Below are 17,685 nucleotides of genomic sequence, written 5' to 3'. Positions count from 1 at the left end.
ACTGAGGCTGCCTGTCTTTTCCCTTGGCCCCTCATTCGATTTTTTGGCAATGTCCCGAATGCCGGGTCTGCCATGCGGCTGCCGCGTACCTGTCCGGTGACGGCTGCGTTGACCCAGTTTTCGCACATCAATCGACGGAGTTTCACATGTTCGCTAAAGACCACACCATCGCCAAAGTCGATCCCGAGCTTTGGTCCGCCATCCAGCAGGAAAACACCCGCCAGCAAGACCACATCGAGCTGATCGCCTCCGAGAACTACACCTCGCCGGCCGTGATGGAAGCGCAGGGTTCGCAGCTTACCAACAAGTATGCCGAAGGCTATCCCGGCAAGCGCTACTACGGCGGCTGCGAGTACGTCGACATCGCCGAGACCCTGGCCATCAACCGCCTCAAGGAACTGTTCGGCGCGGAAGCCGCCAACGTCCAGCCCAACTCGGGCTCCCAGGCCAACCAGGGCGTGTTCTTCGCCATGCTCAAGCCCGGCGACACCATCATGGGCATGTCGCTCGCCGAAGGCGGCCACCTGACCCACGGCATGGCCCTCAACATGTCCGGCAAGTGGTTCAACGTGGTGTCCTACGGCCTGAACGAGAAGGAAGAGATCGATTACGACGCCATGGAGCGCCTCGCCCATGAGAAGAAGCCGAAGATGATCATTGCCGGCGCGTCCGCCTACTCGCTGCGCATCGACTTCGAGCGCTTCGCCAAGGTCGCCAAGGACATCGGCGCCTACTTCATGGTCGACATGGCCCACTACGCCGGCCTGATCGCCGCGGGCGTCTATCCCAACCCGGTGCCGCATGCCGACTTCGTCACCTCCACCACCCACAAGTCCCTGCGCGGTCCGCGCGGCGGCGTGATCCTGATGAAGGCCGAGCATGAGAAGGCCATCAACTCCGCGATCTTCCCCGGCATCCAGGGCGGTCCGCTGATGCACGTCATCGCCGGCAAGGCAGTGGCGTTCAAGGAAGCGCAATCCCCCGAGTTCAAGACCTACCAGCAGCAGGTGGTCAAGAACGCCGACGTGCTCGCCCGCACGCTGATCGAGCGCGGCCTGCGCATCGTTTCCGGCGGCACCCAGTCGCACGTGATGCTGGTCGACCTGCGCGCCAAGAAGATCACCGGCAAGGAAGCGGAAGCCATCCTCGGATCGGCGCACATGACCTGCAACAAGAACGCCATTCCGAATGACCCGGAAAAACCCTTCGTCACTTCCGGCATCCGCCTCGGCAGCCCGGCCATGACCACGCGCGGCTTCAAGGAAGCAGAGGCCGCCAAGGTCGGCAACCTCATCGCCGACGTGCTCGACAACCCGCATGACGCCGCCACCATCGAACGCGTCAAGGCGGAAGTCAGGAAGCTGACCGAAGCCTTCCCGGTGTACGCACGCTGACACGGCACATCCTCTTGAATCACATGGGCGCCTCCGGGCGCCCATTTTCATCCTGACAGCCTTCGCGCATTTCGACCGGTTGCCAGGGCGGTTTAATTTCCGCCTAACAATGCTTGTGTTTTTTTCCGGATAGTCCAGAATCAAGGTTTTCTGGCCGGCGCGATGCCGGTTGCTCAAGAGGTTGTCAGCCCCATGAAATGTCCCTTCTGCCACCATGACGATACCCAGGTCATCGATACTCGCGTGTCGGAAGAGGGCGACACCATTCGCCGGCGCCGCCGCTGCGCCCACTGCGACAAGCGCTTCACCACATACGAGCGCATCGAGCTCTCGATGCCGGTCGTCGTAAAGAAGAACGGCAGCCGTACCGACTACGACGCGGCCAAGCTGAGGAGCAGCCTGATGCTGGCCCTGCGCAAGCGGCCTGTCTCCGCCCAGGCGGTGGATGGAGCCATCCAGCACATCGAGGAAAAGCTGTTATCCAGCGGGGCGCGGGAAGTCATGTCCGGGCACATTGGCGAACTGGTCATGCGCGAACTCAAGCGGCTCGACAAGATCGCCTACATCCGCTTTGCGTCCGTCTATAAGAGTTTCGAGGACGTCGCCGAATTCCAGGATGTGATCGCCGAAGTCGGACCGGAACGCAAGGCTCCAGCCAGCTAGCCTCAACCCTTCCCAAAAAATCATGCATGTCATGCGCCACGCTGGCGCAGACTTTCGTTCGCCATGAATGTTGCAATAATTACAATAAATATGCGGGTGTGTCCGATGGATTGGACGCATCCATACCGCCCGAACGGCAGCGAGCACGGTTTCTCTCTTGTGGAAATCCTGGTTGCTCTGTTCGTGCTCGGCCTCGGCGTTCTCGGCGCGGTCGAACTTCAGCTCGCTGCGGGGCGAACCATACGGCAAAGCGCCACCCATACCGCCGCGGTACACCTCGCCACCGACATTGCGGAGCATCTCCGCCTCAATCCCGCCGGGCTGGGCGGCGGTTCCTATCTTGGGGCAGATTTCCGGGCAAGCGAAGACATTCCGGCGGCCGGACAGGGTTGCCATGACCGAAACTGCATGCCGCAGGAACTGGCGCAACAGGATCTCGCGGAATGGAAACGACGTTTCGCGAGCGAGGTGCCGGGCGGGCGGCTGCGGATCTGCCGCGACGCCGCGCCATGGAATTCCGCAACGGCCTCGCTGCAATGGGATTGCAGCGGAGAGGGAACGGCGCCCATCATGGTCAAGATAGGCTGGCCGCGCTCGAGACGGGACGGCGCGCCGCAGGCGAACGCAGGCCAGTTTCCTCCCCTGGTTTCCCTGATGGCGAGCGCCGATGGATCGTGAACCAGTGTCGCATCCGGCAAGCCGCCGCGTCCGGCGGCAGGCGCATGGCTCCCAGCTTGGCTTGACGCTCGTCGAGGTGCTCGTCGCGACCGCGATCGGCTTGCTCGTGACGCTGGCCTCCCTCTCCATGCTGCTCGGCACGCGGGCGGGATACCTGACGGGTGACGAAGCAACCCGGCTCGACGAGGCGGGGCGCGTCGCGCTCGACCAGATCGCCCGCGCCATACGCCAGGCAGGTCGCCCGGAATGGATGGCCGACCGGCCGCCCTTCGTGACGACCGTCGACATGAGCCCGGATGTCATCGGATGGGACGCCCACAGCGTCAGCGCCACCTCGCCGGGAATTGATGCCCCGCTCAGCCGCGCCGTCAATGGCAGCGATCTCCTTGCCCTCCGCTTCTTCGGGGCGGGCGGCGGCACTGACGGCGACGGCACGGTATTGAACTGCGCGGGCTTCAGCAAAGGCCGGCCCGCCAGCGTGGATACGGCGGACAGCGAACGCGGATGGAGCGTTTTCTATGTCGCCGAAGACGCCAACGGCGAACCGGAACTCTATTGCAAATACCAGGGAAGATCGGCCTGGTCGGCGCAGGCCATCGTCGGTGGCGTGGAATCCTTCCAGGTGCTGTACGGGCTGGATCTCGACGGCGATGGAACGCCGGACCAATTCGTGAATGCGGGCGCAATCCGCGCGCTCGATGACGGCCTCCCGGTGGCGGCCGGTACAGCTGCGGAACAGGCGGCGGCGCGCAACCGGAGCACCTACTGGAAGAAAGTGGTGGCGGTCCAGTTCGCGTTGCTGATGCGCGGCGGCATGCCGGTTCGGATGGATGCGACGGACAACGACTACATGCTTTTTGGACCGGACTATGCTGCCACCCTGGGCAAGACGGATACGGGTACCACCATCCATGAGTCAGCCCTGCCGCTGAAGTCGAGGAACCGTTTGCGCCGCGTGTTCCGCATGACGGTGCAGCTTCGCAATCATGCGGATGGACGACAGGCATGAGCCGGCATCACACCACCTCCCAGCAGGGCGCGACGCTCATCGTGACCCTGTTCATGCTGGTACTCGTCATGTTGCTCGGCGCTTCCGCCGCGCGCCTCGCATTGCAGGACGAGAGGGCAGCACGGGCTGACCGGGACCGTCAGTTGGCCATGCAGGCAGCCGAAGCGGCCTTGCGCGATGCCGAAGCCGCCATCGAACTCGCAAAGGGCGCTATCACCGGCGCACTGGCGGGCACCGATGACGATCCGCCTGCCTGGGCGGCGCTCGCGCTTGAAGGACCAGCCGCAGGGTCATCCGAATTCGGCAGCATGACCGGCCAGTCGCTGCAGACTGGAAATGGAATGCCGTCGCGGCTGCCTCGCTACATCATCGAACACTTGCCCGACAACCGGCCGGGTACCGCGGCCGACATCGCCAAGGCCGCTACGGTCTACCGTGTGACGGCGATCGGATACGGTGCAGGCGAGCATACTCGCGTGATGTTGCAAAGCATTTATCGACGGGCAGGAGGTGCATGATGCTGAAGCAATTGACATGGGCATGCCGTGCGCGACTTCCCATCCAGTCTTGCATTCTTCGCCGCATGCTGGCCGCGCTTGCCTTGCTTGCCTGTGCCTTCGCGGCCGGCAGCTTCGTGCTTGCGGAAGACTTGCGCCCGGTGTGGACGACGGCGCTGGTCGTCGATGCGGTTGGCTCGGGGGATGAAGGCAGCGCCAGGCCATCGGCCATCTTCGAAGGCGGTTTTCTTGCCGGGCTGCCCGCCGGATTGCTACGCAAGCGATGGCGGCATCCCGATGGCCGCTTCGAGATGGCGTGGGACGCGGGCGAACTCCTTGGCGGAACGGACGGCGTGCCAGCCCGCATTGCGCCGGCCGACAGGCAGATCCATACCCTGCGCGACCGTGGCGACGGCAGTCACGCCACCGTGCCCTTCACATGGCAAGACCTGTCCCCGGCGCAGCAGGCGTTGCTCGACCGGCCGGTGCCAGGCGGAGCAGTCGACGGTCTGGGGCAGCGCCGGCTCGAATACCTGCGCGGCGACCGCACGCTAGAAGGCAATCCGTTCCAGCGCAGGGTTGGCGTGCTGGGCGACATTCAGCATTCAAACATCGTTCACGTTCCTCCGCCTCCGGACGGCCCAGGCGACGCCGGATATGAGCAGTTCCGGCAGCGCTTCCGGCAACGTCCGCCCATGGTCTACGTCGGCGCGAACGACGGCATGATCCATGGTTTTCATGCGGAACGCGGCACCGAAGTCCTGGCCTACGTGCCGAATGCCTTGATCGGGCGGCTTCCCCTGCTGGCGGAACCGGCCTATCGCATGCAAGCCTATGTCGACGGCGGATTGACGGTGTCCGACATCCTCGTGGGCGGCCAGTGGCGCACCGTGCTTGGCGCCAGCTTCGGCGGCGGAGCGCGCGGCGTGCTGGCACTGGACATCAGCGATCCCGAGCACTTTGGAGCGGGTTCCAGCGCGCTGTTCGAATTCACCGACGCAACCGATCCCGACATGGGCAATCTGTCCGCGCCGCCGCAGCTTGCCAGGTTCGCGGTGTCGCAAGCCGGCACGTCGGAGTCGCGTGCTTTCCTGGTGGCCGCCAGCGGCAACAATGCATCGACAGGCGGCGCCTGCCTGTTCCTGCTCTCCCTCGACAAACCCGGCGGATCGCCCTGGCGGCTGGGAGAGAACTACTACAAGTTTTGCGTCCCCCGCGACAGTGGAGCAAGCGCCGGGCCGGCGGGCCTGAGCATGCCGGCGCTGGTGTACGGCGCGGCCGGCGAGGTGCGCCAGGCTTATGCAGGCGACTCGCAAGGCAATCTGTGGAAGTTCGATTTCGCCGGTAGGCCGCCGTGGCATGGCGCCACGCCGGACAAGCCGTTCTTCGTTGCCCGCAGCGCGCAGGGCGTGCGCCAGGCGATCAGCGCAACGCCGCGCGTGCTGAATGTCCCAGGCGCTTATCTCGTCGTGTTTGGCACCGGGGGTGAATCGGCCGGCACAATTAGCCAATCCGCCGGGCAATCGGTCTACGCCGTGCGTGACGCGATGATGGGCGGCGGCGCTGTGCTCGAACGTCAGCAGCTCGCGCGCCGCAAGACCGCCGACGTAGGGCAGGGGGGCTTGGCGATCCTTGCGCCAGCACCAGCGAACGGGGCCGCGGCTGACGCCGCAGGACCGGGGCGGGACGGCTGGGTCATCGATCTTCCGGTCACGGCCAGCGGCGGCGAACAGGTCGTGGGTTCTCCAATGCTGATCGACGGCAAGCTCGTCGTGGTCACGTCGTTGGCCCGCCTCAGCACGGTCCAGGCGGCGGCGAGCCGCGTTTATGTGCTGGACGCGCTGACCGGGCTTGCGGTGGACGGCATGCCTTCCGCGGCCGGTCCCATCCTGAACGAAGTGCCGGCATCGAGCATCGCCATCGCCGCCGACCCGCCGAAAGTCGGGCCGCGCGATGCGCTTGGCCGGCGCAGGGTGGCACAGGAGTTCGTCATCATCGCGCCGGGCCTTTCGTCCGGCAGCGATACGGGCGCTTCCGACGCGTCCAATGCCGCAAGAGGCTCCGGCGACATGCGGTTTCGGGCGAGCACGACGGCAGGACGCCTGGCATGGCGCGAGATCCCGTTGCTGAAAAATTGAAACATCGCCCACCGAAAAAACGAATGCGCCACCGGGCTGCCGGCATCCAATGACACTCCGATTCCATGACAAAGAAATCGAACCAGCCAATCCGATCAAGCCGGCAGCCAGTCGGCATGACGGTTTCAGCCTCGTCGAGCTGGCGATCGTCCTCCTCGTCGTTTCCATCCTCGCGGCGCTGGCGGCCGCTTCCTACCGCGATGCCTTGCGCAAATCGCGCCGGACCGAGGGGCGCGCGGCCTTGCTGCGCATCTTGCAGCAGCAGGAGCAATTCTTCATCCAGCGCCAGCGCTATGTGCTTTTCTCCGTCGATTCGACCGACGAGGAGGGGCGCGGCTTCAAGTGGTATTCCGGCGCCACGCCGGCAGACAGTGCCTATGAACTCAGCGCCGAAGCATGCCAGTCCGAGGACCTGCGGCAATGCGTCCGGCTTCTGGCGCGGCCCGGCACGGAGCGGGTCGGCAAGCGCTTCAGCGACCCGGCATGCGGCACGCTCAAGCTGGAAAGCAATGGAACGCGGGAAGCCGATGGCAACGATTGCTGGTAGCCGACCGGCCGTTTGCCAAGACGGCCTGACCTCGCTCGAACTCATGATCGCCCTTGCCATCGCGGCCGTGTTGCTCTGCATTGGCGCGCCATCGATGATGGTCATGGTGCAGGCGCAGCGCCTGACCGTCACTGTGAACGATTTTCTTGCCGCCATCCATCTGGCCCGGGCCGAGGCCGTCCGGCGCGGCGAGCGTGTCGACCTCGTGCCGGCCGATGGCAGCGACTGGAGCGCGGGATGGACGATCTTCGTCAACCGCAGCGGAAACCGCATGCCAGGCGCGGAGGATGCACTGGTCTTTCGCGGTCCCCCGTTGCCAACCCGGCTTCGCATCGCATCGACCTTCACCGATGCCGCCCATCCCTACCTCGCTTTCGCCGCCAATGGCCGCACGCGTACCGATGCCAGCGTCCAGCAGCCGCAGGCCGGCAGCATCAGCTTCGCGCTCGATGGCCGTATCCGGAAGATCAAGCTCAATTTCCAGGGCAGGGCGCGCATCTGCGACCCGGCTGCCGAGCCGGCGACCTGTTGACGGCCCGACTCGCCGCCTCATTGCCGCCGCATCGGCGAGACAAGCCGGAAGCCCCCGGCCCTGACGTAAAATAGCAAATGATCCCAACACAGCATGGCTGATTCGACCGGACACGACGTGGAAATTCATACCGACCAACAAGGCATCGCCCGCGCCCTGGAACTCGCGCAGCAGGGGCTGTTCACGACGTCGCCGAATCCCCGCGTGGGCTGCGTGATTTCCAAAGAGGGACGCATCCTCGGCGAAGGCTTTACCCAGCCTCCCGGCCAAGCCCATGCCGAGGTGCAAGCCCTCGCCGATGCGGCGCGGCGGGGCAATGACGTGCGCGGCGCCACCGTCTACGTGACGCTGGAGCCCTGCAGCCACTACGGCCGCACGCCGCCCTGCGCGGACGCCCTGGTGCGTGCCGGCGTCGCCCGGGTGGTGGCCGCTATCGCCGATCCCAATCCGCTGGTGGCGGGCCAGGGCCTGGCCAAGCTGAAGGCCGCCGGCATCGCAGTGCATTGCGGCGTCATGGAAAGCGAAGCCACCGAGATCAACATCGGCTTCCTCTCGCGCATGCGCCGCGGCAAACCCTGGGTCAGGCTCAAGGCGGCCGCCAGCCTGGACGGCAAGACGGCCCTGCACAACGGCGTCAGCCAATGGATCACCTCGTCCGCCGCGCGCGACGACGGCCACTGGTGGCGGGCCCGCGCCTGTGCCATCCTGACCGGCATCGGCACGGTGCAGGAAGACGACCCGCAACTCAACGTCAGGGCGGTCGAGACGCCGCGCCAGCCCTGGCGTATCGTGGTCGACAGCGAACTGCAGATTTCCCCGCAGGCCAGGGTACTGCAAGGTGGCGGTACCCTAATCGTGGCCGCGCGCCCCAATCCGGAACAGGAAGCCGCGCTGCGCGATCGCGGCGCCGATGTCCTGGTGCTCCCCAATGCCCATGGCAAGGTCGACCTGCCCGCCCTCATGCTCGAACTCGGCCGGCGCCAAGTCAATGAATTGCACGTCGAGGCCGGATTCAAGCTCAACGGCTCGCTGGTGCGGGAGGGCTGCGTCGACGAACTGCTGCTTTATCTCGCGCCCAGCCTGATCGGCGATGCCCAGGGCCTGTTCAACCTCGCCGCCCTGGACAGCCTCGATGAAAAGGTCAAGCTGGCCTTCCACCAGGTCCAGCAGATCGGTCCGGATTTGCGTATCCTTGCTCGTTTCGTTTGATCGGATTGCCCCATGTTCACCGGAATCGTCGCCGCCGTCGGCAAAATCACTTCCATCCAACCACTCGGCAACCAGGCTGACGCCGGCGTGCGCCTGCACATCGACGCGGGGCCGCTTCCCATGGGTGACGTCGTCCTGGGGGACTCGATCGCCCTCAACGGCGCCTGCATGACCGTCGTGAACAAGACGCCGAACGGGTTCGAAGTGGACGTGTCCCGCGAAAGCCTCAAGCGCACCGTGGGCCTGGATGCGCCCGGCGAAGTCAATCTCGAGAAGGCCCTGACCCTGTCGGAACGCCTCGGCGGCCACCTGGTGTCCGGCCACGTGGATGGCATCGGCACGGTCCGCAGCTTCACCCCGGTCGGCGAATCCATGGAACTCGTGATCGAAGCGCCCCGGGAACTGGCGCGCTACCTGGCCTACAAAGGTTCCATCGTCGTCAACGGCGTATCGCTGACGGTGAACCGGGTGGCGGACACCGCCGGCGGCTGCGAATTTTCCATCAACCTCATTCCGCATACCGTCGAGGTCACGACCCTGAAGCACCTGGCGGCCGGCACCAGCGTCAATCTCGAGATCGACCTCATCGCGCGCTACGTCGAGCGCATGCTCAGTCTCAAGAATTGACGGCCCGGGACGACGGTTTTTTTGCCAGAGTTGCAGCGATGAAAGGCCTCGCGAGGGTAAATCCTTTAAAATAGCGGGCTCGACAGGATGAATGACATGGTTATTTCGACAACTCAGGAAATTGTGGCGGAACTGCGCGCCGGGCGCATGGTGATTCTGGTAGACGAGGAGGATCGCGAAAACGAAGGCGACCTGCTCATGGCGGCCGAATTCGTGACGCCGGAAGCCATCAACTTCATGGCCAAGTACGGTCGCGGGCTGATCTGCCTAACCTTGACCGAGGAGCGCTGCAACCAGCTCCAATTGCCGATGATGACCACGCGCAACGGCACCTCCTACGGCACGAACTTCACGGTTTCCATCGAAGCCGCCGAGGGCGTGACCACCGGCATTTCCGCCGCCGACCGCGCCCGCACCGTGCAGGTCGCAGTGGCGCGCAATGCCCAGCCGAGCGACATTGTCCAGCCCGGCCACATCTTTCCGCTGAAGGCCCAGCGGGGCGGCGTGCTGATGCGCGCCGGCCATACCGAGGCCGGCTGCGACCTGGCGGACCTCGCCGGCCTGACGCCGGCTGCCGTCATCTGCGAGATCATGAAAGATGACGGCACCATGGCGCGCCTTCCCGATCTCATCGAATTCGCGCAGGAACACGGCCTGAAAATCGGCACCATCGCCGATCTCATCCATTACCGCAGCCGCAACGAAAGCATCGTCGAACGCGTCGCGGAACGCGAGATGCATACCGCCTTCGGCACGTTCAAGGCAATCGCCTACCGCGATACCCCGAGCCGCGGCGCGCACCTTGCGCTCGTGCACGGCGACATCGCCACCGAACATGAAACCCTGGTGCGGGTGCACCAGCCGGTGTCCATCCTCGACCTGCTCGAAACCAAGTCCACGACCCATTCCTGGAACATGGCCAGCGCGATGCGGGCCATCCAGGCGTCGGAACGCGGCGTCATGGTGCTGCTCAATTGCGAAGAATCGGCCGACCAGATGTTCGCCCAGTTCGCCGCGCTCAACGCGCCGGAAAGCAAGCCGCAGCCGCGCGAATCCCGCATGGACCTGCGCACCTACGGCATCGGTGCCCAGATCCTGAAGGACTTGAACGTCGGCAAGATGAAACTGCTTGCGAACCAGCGCAAGATGCCGTCGATGGCAGGTTTCGATCTCGAGGTGACCGGCTACCAGGCCAAGCCCGAATAAGCGACGCCGCGCAACATCGGCGCAGCTTCCGCGAACGGAAGCGGCCCGGCATTTTCAAAGACTGCAACCCCGCCCGGAAGGCGCCCGATCGGCTTTCCGGGGGCAACATTTCACGGAACGCCGCATGGCGTGGAAGGAATCAAGATGACAGTAGGAACATACGAACCGAACCTGAGCGGCCAGGGTGTCCGTGTGGGCATCGTGCAAGCCCGTTTCAACGAGGATGTGTGCCATGGATTGCTGTCCTCCTGCCTGGCCGAACTCAAGCATCTCGGCGTCGCCGACGAAGACGTGCTGCGGGTCACCGTGCCGGGTGCCCTGGAAATTCCCCTTGCCTTGCAGAAAATGGCCGAGACCCAGCAGTTCGACGCCCTGATCGCCATCGGCGCGGTGATCCGCGGCGAGACCTATCACTTCGAACTGGTGTCCAATGAATCGGGCGCCGGCATTACCCGCGTGGGGCTGGATTTCGGCATTCCCATCGCCAATGCCGTGCTGACCACCGACACCGACGAACAGGCGGAAGCGCGCATGGCGGAGAAGGGCGCGGACGCCGCCCGCGTCGCGATTGAAATGGCGAACCTTTCGATTGCCCTCGAAGAACTCGCCGAAGCCACCGAGGAAGAATGAGCAATGACGCAGAAGACCGCCCACGCCAACCCGAACAAGAACCGCACGCCGCGCCACCGGGCGCGTGAATTCGCGCTGCAGGGCTTGTACCAGTGGCTGCTCAACCATGAAGATGCCGGCGCCATCGATGCCCACATCCGCGAAGCGCATGGCTTCGAAAAGGCCGATGCCGAGCATTTCGACGTGCTGCTGCACGGGGCGATCCGCGAGGCGTCGACCCTGCGCGAACAGCTTACGCCCATGATCGATCGTCCCATCGACCAGTTGTCGCCGGTGGAACACGCGGCCATCCTGATCGGCGCCTACGAGCTTGCCAATCACATCGAGATTCCCTACAAGGTCGTGATCAACGAAGCCGTCGAACTGACCAAGTCCTTCGGCGGAATCGATGGGCACAAGTACGTGAATGGCGTGCTCGACAAATTCGCCGCCAAGGCGCGGCAGGTCGAGGTCGACAACGCCCGCAAGCACTGATCCGGCTTGCCAGCGGCGCCGGACCGAGCGGCCGGCGTTGCATTTCCCCCGCGACCTTTCCCCACGGCTTTTTTCCCGTAGCTTTTTCCCGTCGCTTTTTCCCCGGACTTTCGCTGGCCGACCGCCACCGCCATGAATCCTTCCACTCCCGACTTCCCGCTCGCCGCCCGGCTCGCGAACATCGCTCCTTTCCATGTCATGGAACTGGCCAAGATTGCCGCCGGACTGGAAGCGCAAGGACGCCACATCATCAACATGGGCATCGGCGAGCCTGACTTCACCGCCGCGCCGCCCGTCGTCGAGGCAGCCGCCAGGGCAATGACGGACGGCCGCCTGCAATACACCGGCGCGGTCGGCATCGCGTCCCTGCGGGAGGCGATTTCCGCGCACTACGCCAAGGTGTACGGCATCGACGTCGCGCCGTCGCGCATCATCATCACGGCCGGCGCCTCCGCCGCCTTGCTCCTGGCCTGCGCCACCCTGGTGGACAAGGGAGCCGAGGTGCTCATGCCCGATCCGTCCTATCCCTGCAACCGGCACTTCGTTGTCGCGTTCGACGGGCAGGCCAAGCTGATTCCCAGCGGACCGGAACAGCGCTTCCAGCTGTCCGAAGGCGACGTGCGGACGCACTGGGGGCCGCGGACCAGGGGCGTGCTGCTGGCGTCGCCGTCCAATCCGACCGGAACCTCGATCCGCCACGATGAACTGGCGCGCATAGTCGGCGCCGTAAGGGAACGCGGCGGCTTCACCATCGTCGATGAAATCTACCAGGGGCTGAGCTACGACGACGCGCCGTTCTCCGCGCTGTCGCTCGGCGAAGACATCGTCGTCATCAACAGCTTTTCGAAATACTTCAACATGACCGGCTGGCGGCTGGGGTGGATGGTCGTGCCGGAGAGACTGGTTTCCCAGGTGGAGAAGCTGGCGCAGAACCTGTTCATCTGTGCGTCCAGCGTGGCCCAGCATGCCGGGGTGGCCTGCTTTTCGCCGGAGTCGCTGGCGATCTACGAAGCGCGCAAGGAAGAATTCCGCCGCCGCCGTGACTTCATCGTGCCGGCATTGCGGGAGCTCGGATTCAAGGTGCCGGTGACGCCCGACGGCGCCTTCTACGTCTATGCTGACTGCTCCGGCCTGTCGGACGACGCGGACCGGCTCACCATCGACATGCTGCACCAGGCCGGCGTCGTGCTGGTCCCCGGACTGGATTTCGGTCCGCATACCGCACGCAACTACATCCGGCTGTCGTACGCGACGTCGCTGGACAACCTCAAGGAAGCGGTCGTCCGCCTGAAGGCATTCTTCGGCTAGGCGGGTACTTGAAGGTTCTGTGAATTAACTTCAACACCATTGATCGTGCCCTGTCATCCCCGCGCAGGCAGGGATGATAGCGGTGGTTTGGGAGCATTCGCTCTTGTCAAAAAACTTCCACAGATCTGCCTAGACGAAAAAAATGGAGCCGTGTGGCTCCATTTCGTACTGGCGTCTCGTTGCGCTCAAAATTCAAGCTCAAAGGGCGGCGACCTGTTCCTTGCCCTGCGATTTCGGATTGACCGACGCAGCCTCGATCGGCGTGTCCGCCTGCGGTTCGGCCTGCTTGGCTTCGATGCGTTTCGGCTGCGGCGCCGGCACCACGTTCGGCGCGGTCACGGGCACCTTCTTGCCCATGGCGACATCCTTCAGCTTGCGGTATTCGGCCAGCACCTTGGCGCCGTAACCCGCGTCGGAATCCGACGCGCCCGCGCCGACGTACATCTTGAGGCCGGCTTCCACCGAACCGCCGCGCGTCACGTAGTCCTTCAGGATGAGCGACCCGACCTTGATGTTGGCCACCGGATTGAGCGCCGCCTTCACGCCGCCGAGTTCAGCGAACTTGTCGTGGTGGACCTTGGACATCACCTGCATCAGGCCTTGCGCGCCGACGGGGCTTTCCGCGAAGGGATTGAAGCCCGATTCGATCGCCATGACCGACAGGATGAGCAGCGGGTCAAGCTTGATTTCCTTGGCGGTCAAGTAAGTTGCGGACACCAGCATGTTGGCCGCATCGCTGGCGACGCGGTAACGCTTGGAGAGCCAGTTGGTGACGGCCTGCTGCTGCTTGTCGTTTCCGGGATGCTTCGCCTGTTCGTCGTTGAGCGCCAGCTTGGCGCTGCCGGCCGGCTGGGGTTGCGCTGCCGCGGCAACCTTGGGTGCGTCTTCCACTTCTTCGACGACGGTGTCATGGAAGGGCGACAGGGCAAGCAGCTGGTCGGCGAAATCCGGCTTCACGAACATCGTCACCAGCGCGGTGATGGCGGCCATGCCGAGGAACATCAAGGTGTAATGCGCGGTCGTGACGAATCCGCTGAACGTGTCGCGGACGAACACCGCCCATGCGGTCGACTGGGCTGCATGGTGCCGGGGGCCATCGACGGACGCCCGGAGATAACGCTGAATCATTGATCCTCCTGAATCGTCGCGGCAAGCGGAGAAGCGAACGCCTCCCGGGAACCTGACGGTTCCGATGCTGGCCGTGAATCAGTACATCGTTTCAAGCTGCGCGCGGCGCATGCTGCAAACGTCGGAGTCGCTGTCCGGGTCGATCGGCGAGAGCGCCGGTTGGACAGTCAACTTTTTTCGGGTTAGGGCAGACGCCCTTTGAAAACACTCCTTAAAATGTCATGTGGGGTCCCGATCCCCGTGAATGATGAGCTTCAAGTAATGCCGATTGCAAAAGCAGGAAAGGCAAACTCATCAGATGAGCGAATTTTAGGGGGCTGTTTATATCGAGTCAATACTATCAACCAAAGCTTTTATTACTTTCCGGTATTAACGCTCTGCGGCGTTGCAGCAAAACTCAAACAAAATCAATCACTTGGCCTTGCATTCTAAAAATAGATCAAGGACTCAAGATTTGTGAAAAATCATGACATACACGGATCTGCGCGATTTCATATCCCAATTACAAGAACAAGGCGAGCTCAAGCGTGTCCAGGTGCCCGTTTCCCCCTATCTCGAGATGACGGAAATCTGCGACCGGACCCTGCGTGCGGGCGGTCCGGCGCTGCTGTTCGAGAAGCCGCAAGGCCATGACATCCCGGTTCTGGGCAACCTGTTCGGTACGCCCCGCCGCGTGGCACTCGGCATGGGCGCCAGCGACCTGTCCGACCTGCGCAGAGTAGGACATCTGCTGGCCACGCTGAAGGACCCCGAGCCGCCGAAGGGATTGCGCGACGTGATGGGCCTGGGTTCGATGGTGAAGGCCCTGTGGGACATGGCACCGAACGAGAAGCGGTCCGCGCCTTGCCAGGACGTGGTGTGGGAGGGAAATGACGTCGACCTGGGCCGCCTGCCGATCCAGCACTGCTGGCCGGGCGACGTGGCGCCGCTGATCACCTGGGGCCTGGTCATTACCAAGGGTCCGCACAAGAAACGCCAGAACCTCGGCATCTACCGCCAGCAGGTTCTCGGCCGGAACAAGGTCATCATGCGCTGGCTGGCGCATCGCGGCGGCGCCCTCGATTTCCGCGAACATGCCATCGTCAGCAAGGGCAAGCCCTATCCGATCGCCGTGGCGCTCGGCGCCGACCCGGCGACGATCCTCGGCGCGGTGACGCCGGTGCCGGACACCCTCTCGGAATACCAGTTCGCCGGCCTGCTGCGCGGCAAGCGCACCGAACTCGTCAAGGCGATCGGCAGTGAATTGCGGGTGCCGGCCTCGGCGGAAATCGTGCTCGAAGGCCATATCTACCCCGATGCTTCCCACCCGAGCGGCTACGAGCATGCGCTGGAAGGGCCGTATGGCGACCATACCGGTTATTACAACGAGCAGGACTGGTTCCCGGTATTCACGATCGACCGCATCACGATGCGGCGCGATCCGATCTACCACTCGACCTACACCGGCAAGCCGCCCGACGAACCCGCCGTACTCGGCGTGGCGCTCAACGAAGTGTTCGTGCCGCTGCTGCAGAAGCAATTCACCGAGATCACCGATTTCTACCTGCCGCCCGAAGGATGCAGCTACCGCATGGCCATCGTGCAGATGAAGAAATCCTACCCGGGCCATGCGAAGCGGGTGATGTTCGGCGTCTGGAGTTTCCTGCGGCAATTCATGTACACCAAGTTCATCGTGGTGGTCGACGAAGACGTGAACATCCGCGATTGGAAGGAAGTCATCTGGGCGATCACCACTCGCGTCGATCCGTCGCGCGACACCACGCTGGTCGACAACACGCCGATCGATTACCTGGATTTCGCTTCGCCGGTCAGCGGCCTTGGCAGCAAGATGGGCATCGACGCGACCAACAAGTGGCCCGGCGAAACCAGTCGCGAATGGGGCAGGACCATCGTCATGCCGGACGAGGTCAAGGCGCGCGTCGACGCGCTCTGGGAAACGTTGGGAATCTGATCCGCATTGCCGTGCGTCCTCTGGTTTGGGCAGGGGAAACATTTGCTCCTGCCCCTGACGAAAGCCGGACGCCGGCCGGCCTTTGCTGCTAGAATGTGTGTCGGCGGGCCCCTGCGCATTGCGGCGTGGTCAACCTGGTCAGGTCGGGAACGAAGCAGCCACAGCCACTTCCCGCAAGTGCCGTAGACAAGGCTCGCCCCTTCTTCTTCTCCATTGCATTCCCATCGGAAACCGCGCGACGCGTTTTTTCCACTTCATTTCCAGGTTCTCCGTCATTCCCTTGCCTGCCGATTCCGGCGCATGCGGATTTCCCGACATCTGCCCCTGCCGCAGGCGATAACTTGCATCAGGTCAGGTAAAATGCCGGTTACGAAAAATCGTCCGGAAAACAGGCAGCGTCTCTATGTCCTACCAAGTTCTTGCCCGCAAGTACCGCCCCAAGCGTTTCGATACGCTGGTGGGCCAGGAGCACGTCGTGCGGGCCCTGACGCATGCGCTCGACCAGCAGCGCCTGCATCATGCCTACCTGTTCACCGGGACGCGTGGCGTGGGCAAGACCACGCTGTCGCGCATCCTCGCCAAGTCATTGAACTGCGAGACCGGCATCACCGCCACGCCTTGCGGCCAGTGCGAAGCCTGCACCGCGATCGATGCCGGCCGCTTCGTCGACTACATCGAGATGGACGCCGCTTCCAACCGCGGCGTCGACGAGATGGCCCAGTTGCTGGAACAGGCGATCTACGCGCCGTCCAACGCCCGCTTCAAGGTCTACATGATCGACGAAGTCCACATGCTGACCAACCACGCCTTCAACGCCATGCTGAAGACGCTGGAAGAACCGCCTGAACACGTGAAGTTCATCCTCGCGACCACGGACCCGCAAAAGATTCCGGTCACCGTACTGTCGCGCTGCCTGCAATTCAACCTCAAGCAGATGCCGCCGGGGCATATCGTCGGCCATCTCGAGAACATCCTCGGCCAGGAAAGCATTTCCTACGACCCGCCGGCCCTGCGCCTGCTGGCGCAAGGCGCCCATGGTTCCATGCGCGACGCGCTGTCGCTGACGGACCAGGCCATCGCCTACGCGGCCGGCAAGGTCACGCTGGAAGCGGTGCAGGGCATGCTCGGCGCGCTCGACCAGTCCTACCTGATCCGCATCCTCGACGGCCTCGCGGTCAAGGACGGCCAAGCCATGCTGGCGGTCGCCGACGACATGGCGGCGCGCAGCCTGTCCTATAACGCCGCCTTGCAGGATCTCGGCACCTTGCTGCACCGGATCGCGCTGGCGCAGACCGTGCCGGCGGCCGTCCCCGAAGACGTGCCCGAGCGGGAAGACATCCTGCGCCTCGCCAACGCGTTCACGCCCGAAGAGATCCAGCTTTTCTACCAGATCGCCGTGCACGGCCGCCACGAACTCAGCCTCGCGCCGGACGACTATGCCGGCTTCAGCATGACGCTGCTGCGCATGCTGGCGTTCCGTCCCGGCATGGGTGGCGCCGACGAGCGTCCCGGTGCATCGGCAGCCACAGGCCAGGCAGCCCATGGCGCACCGCCCGCCCGTGCAGCCGCCGCTGCACCGGTAGCCAGCAAAGCCGCGCCGGCTTCCGCCAGCGCCGTTGCGCCGCAGCCCGTTGCGCCGCAGCCCGTCGTGCAGGCAGCGCCGTCGCCGGCCGCCCCGGCGCGCGCATCGGTCG

At 64.1% G+C, this 17,685-nt stretch carries 18 protein-coding genes and 1 other RNA gene; 18 read left to right on the top strand and 1 reads right to left on the bottom strand.

The annotated features are described in order from the left end of the window. Positions 1-146: 146 nt before the first annotated feature. From glyA to G3574_RS04055, 14 genes are all read left to right on the top strand, one after another. On the top strand, positions 147-1,394 hold the full coding sequence (gene glyA / locus G3574_RS04120) for a serine hydroxymethyltransferase (RefSeq protein ID WP_163960758.1): 1,248 nt from the start codon (positions 147-149) through the stop codon (positions 1,392-1,394). 192 nt (positions 1,395-1,586) lie between these two features. Beyond that, complete coding sequence (gene nrdR / locus G3574_RS04115) at positions 1,587-2,057, top strand: transcriptional regulator NrdR (RefSeq protein WP_163960757.1); 471 nt, start codon at positions 1,587-1,589, stop codon at positions 2,055-2,057. A gap of 105 nt (positions 2,058-2,162) precedes the next feature. Then, positions 2,163-2,735 carry a type IV pilus modification protein PilV gene (pilV, locus tag G3574_RS04110; protein ID WP_163960756.1) on the top strand — a complete coding sequence of 191 codons (573 nt, stop codon included), beginning with the start codon at positions 2,163-2,165 and terminating at the stop codon, positions 2,733-2,735. Beyond that, entirely contained in the window at positions 2,725-3,744 is a 1,020-nt protein-coding gene (locus G3574_RS04105; RefSeq protein WP_235952998.1) for a PilW family protein, read from the top strand. Before pilV ends, G3574_RS04105 begins: the two co-directional genes overlap by 11 nt. After that, positions 3,741-4,262, top strand: coding sequence for a pilus assembly PilX family protein (locus G3574_RS04100; RefSeq protein WP_163960755.1), 522 nt, complete (start codon positions 3,741-3,743; stop codon positions 4,260-4,262). Before G3574_RS04105 ends, G3574_RS04100 begins: the two co-directional genes overlap by 4 nt. Then, positions 4,259-6,379: a pilus assembly protein gene (locus tag G3574_RS04095; RefSeq protein ID WP_163960754.1), complete on the top strand. Its 2,121-nt coding sequence runs from the start codon at positions 4,259-4,261 to the stop codon at positions 6,377-6,379. The genes G3574_RS04100 and G3574_RS04095 overlap by 4 nt, the downstream gene beginning before the upstream one ends. A 49-nt stretch (positions 6,380-6,428) precedes the next feature. After that, the gene (locus G3574_RS04090) at positions 6,429-6,926 is read left to right on the top strand and encodes a type IV pilin protein (protein ID WP_163960753.1); all 498 of its coding nucleotides are present in this window, start codon (positions 6,429-6,431) and stop codon (positions 6,924-6,926) included. Then, entirely contained in the window at positions 6,889-7,458 is a 570-nt protein-coding gene (locus G3574_RS04085; RefSeq protein ID WP_235952996.1) for a GspH/FimT family pseudopilin, read from the top strand. The genes G3574_RS04090 and G3574_RS04085 overlap by 38 nt, the downstream gene beginning before the upstream one ends. Before the next feature lie 93 nt (positions 7,459-7,551). Next, positions 7,552-8,667, top strand: a complete 1,116-nt coding sequence (gene ribD / locus G3574_RS04080) for a bifunctional diaminohydroxyphosphoribosylaminopyrimidine deaminase/5-amino-6-(5-phosphoribosylamino)uracil reductase RibD (protein WP_205609658.1) — start codon at positions 7,552-7,554, stop codon at positions 8,665-8,667. Between the two features lie 12 nt (positions 8,668-8,679). After that, the gene (locus G3574_RS04075) at positions 8,680-9,294 is read left to right on the top strand and encodes a riboflavin synthase (protein ID WP_163960752.1); all 615 of its coding nucleotides are present in this window, start codon (positions 8,680-8,682) and stop codon (positions 9,292-9,294) included. A gap of 96 nt (positions 9,295-9,390) precedes the next feature. Further along, positions 9,391-10,500: a bifunctional 3,4-dihydroxy-2-butanone-4-phosphate synthase/GTP cyclohydrolase II gene (gene ribBA, locus G3574_RS04070; protein ID WP_163960751.1), complete on the top strand. Its 1,110-nt coding sequence runs from the start codon at positions 9,391-9,393 to the stop codon at positions 10,498-10,500. Positions 10,501-10,644: 144 nt separating this feature from the next. Beyond that, the gene (gene ribH / locus G3574_RS04065) at positions 10,645-11,130 is read left to right on the top strand and encodes a 6,7-dimethyl-8-ribityllumazine synthase (RefSeq protein WP_163960750.1); all 486 of its coding nucleotides are present in this window, start codon (positions 10,645-10,647) and stop codon (positions 11,128-11,130) included. 3 nt (positions 11,131-11,133) lie between these two features. Then, positions 11,134-11,604 carry a transcription antitermination factor NusB gene (nusB, locus tag G3574_RS04060; protein ID WP_163960749.1) on the top strand — a complete coding sequence of 157 codons (471 nt, stop codon included), beginning with the start codon at positions 11,134-11,136 and terminating at the stop codon, positions 11,602-11,604. Between the two features lie 132 nt (positions 11,605-11,736). Continuing rightward, positions 11,737-12,912, top strand: a complete 1,176-nt coding sequence (locus G3574_RS04055; RefSeq protein ID WP_163960748.1) for a pyridoxal phosphate-dependent aminotransferase — start codon at positions 11,737-11,739, stop codon at positions 12,910-12,912. A 198-nt stretch (positions 12,913-13,110) separates the two neighbouring features. On the opposite strand, the gene G3574_RS04050 is transcribed toward G3574_RS04055, so the two are convergent. Next, a complete protein-coding gene (locus G3574_RS04050; protein WP_163960747.1) occupies positions 13,111-14,040 on the bottom strand; it encodes a transglycosylase SLT domain-containing protein in 930 nt (309 codons plus the stop codon). Positions 14,041-14,280: 240 nt separating this feature from the next. Here G3574_RS04050 and G3574_RS04045 point away from each other — a divergent pair, with 240 nt between their 5' ends. The 4 genes from G3574_RS04045 to dnaX form a co-directional block, all read left to right on the top strand. After that, entirely contained in the window at positions 14,281-14,472 is a 192-nt protein-coding gene (locus tag G3574_RS04045; RefSeq protein ID WP_163960746.1) for a hypothetical protein, read from the top strand. A gap of 34 nt (positions 14,473-14,506) precedes the next feature. Next, positions 14,507-15,991: a 4-hydroxy-3-polyprenylbenzoate decarboxylase gene (gene ubiD, locus G3574_RS04040; RefSeq protein ID WP_163960745.1), complete on the top strand. Its 1,485-nt coding sequence runs from the start codon at positions 14,507-14,509 to the stop codon at positions 15,989-15,991. A 102-nt stretch (positions 15,992-16,093) separates the two neighbouring features. Beyond that, an RNA gene (gene ffs, locus G3574_RS04035) (signal recognition particle sRNA small type) lies at positions 16,094-16,192 on the top strand. Between the two features lie 202 nt (positions 16,193-16,394). Continuing rightward, positions 16,395-17,685, top strand: a 1,291-nt coding sequence (gene dnaX, locus G3574_RS04030; RefSeq protein ID WP_163960744.1) for a DNA polymerase III subunit gamma/tau, incomplete at its 3' end; no start/stop codon positions are given.

This window comes from Noviherbaspirillum galbum (assembly GCF_010974945.1).
In the GTDB taxonomy this organism is placed as follows: Bacteria; Pseudomonadota; Gammaproteobacteria; order Burkholderiales; family Burkholderiaceae_D; genus Noviherbaspirillum; species Noviherbaspirillum galbum.
Note: the sequence above shows the minus strand (reverse complement) of the source record. Positions and strands in the feature narration are given on the sequence as shown.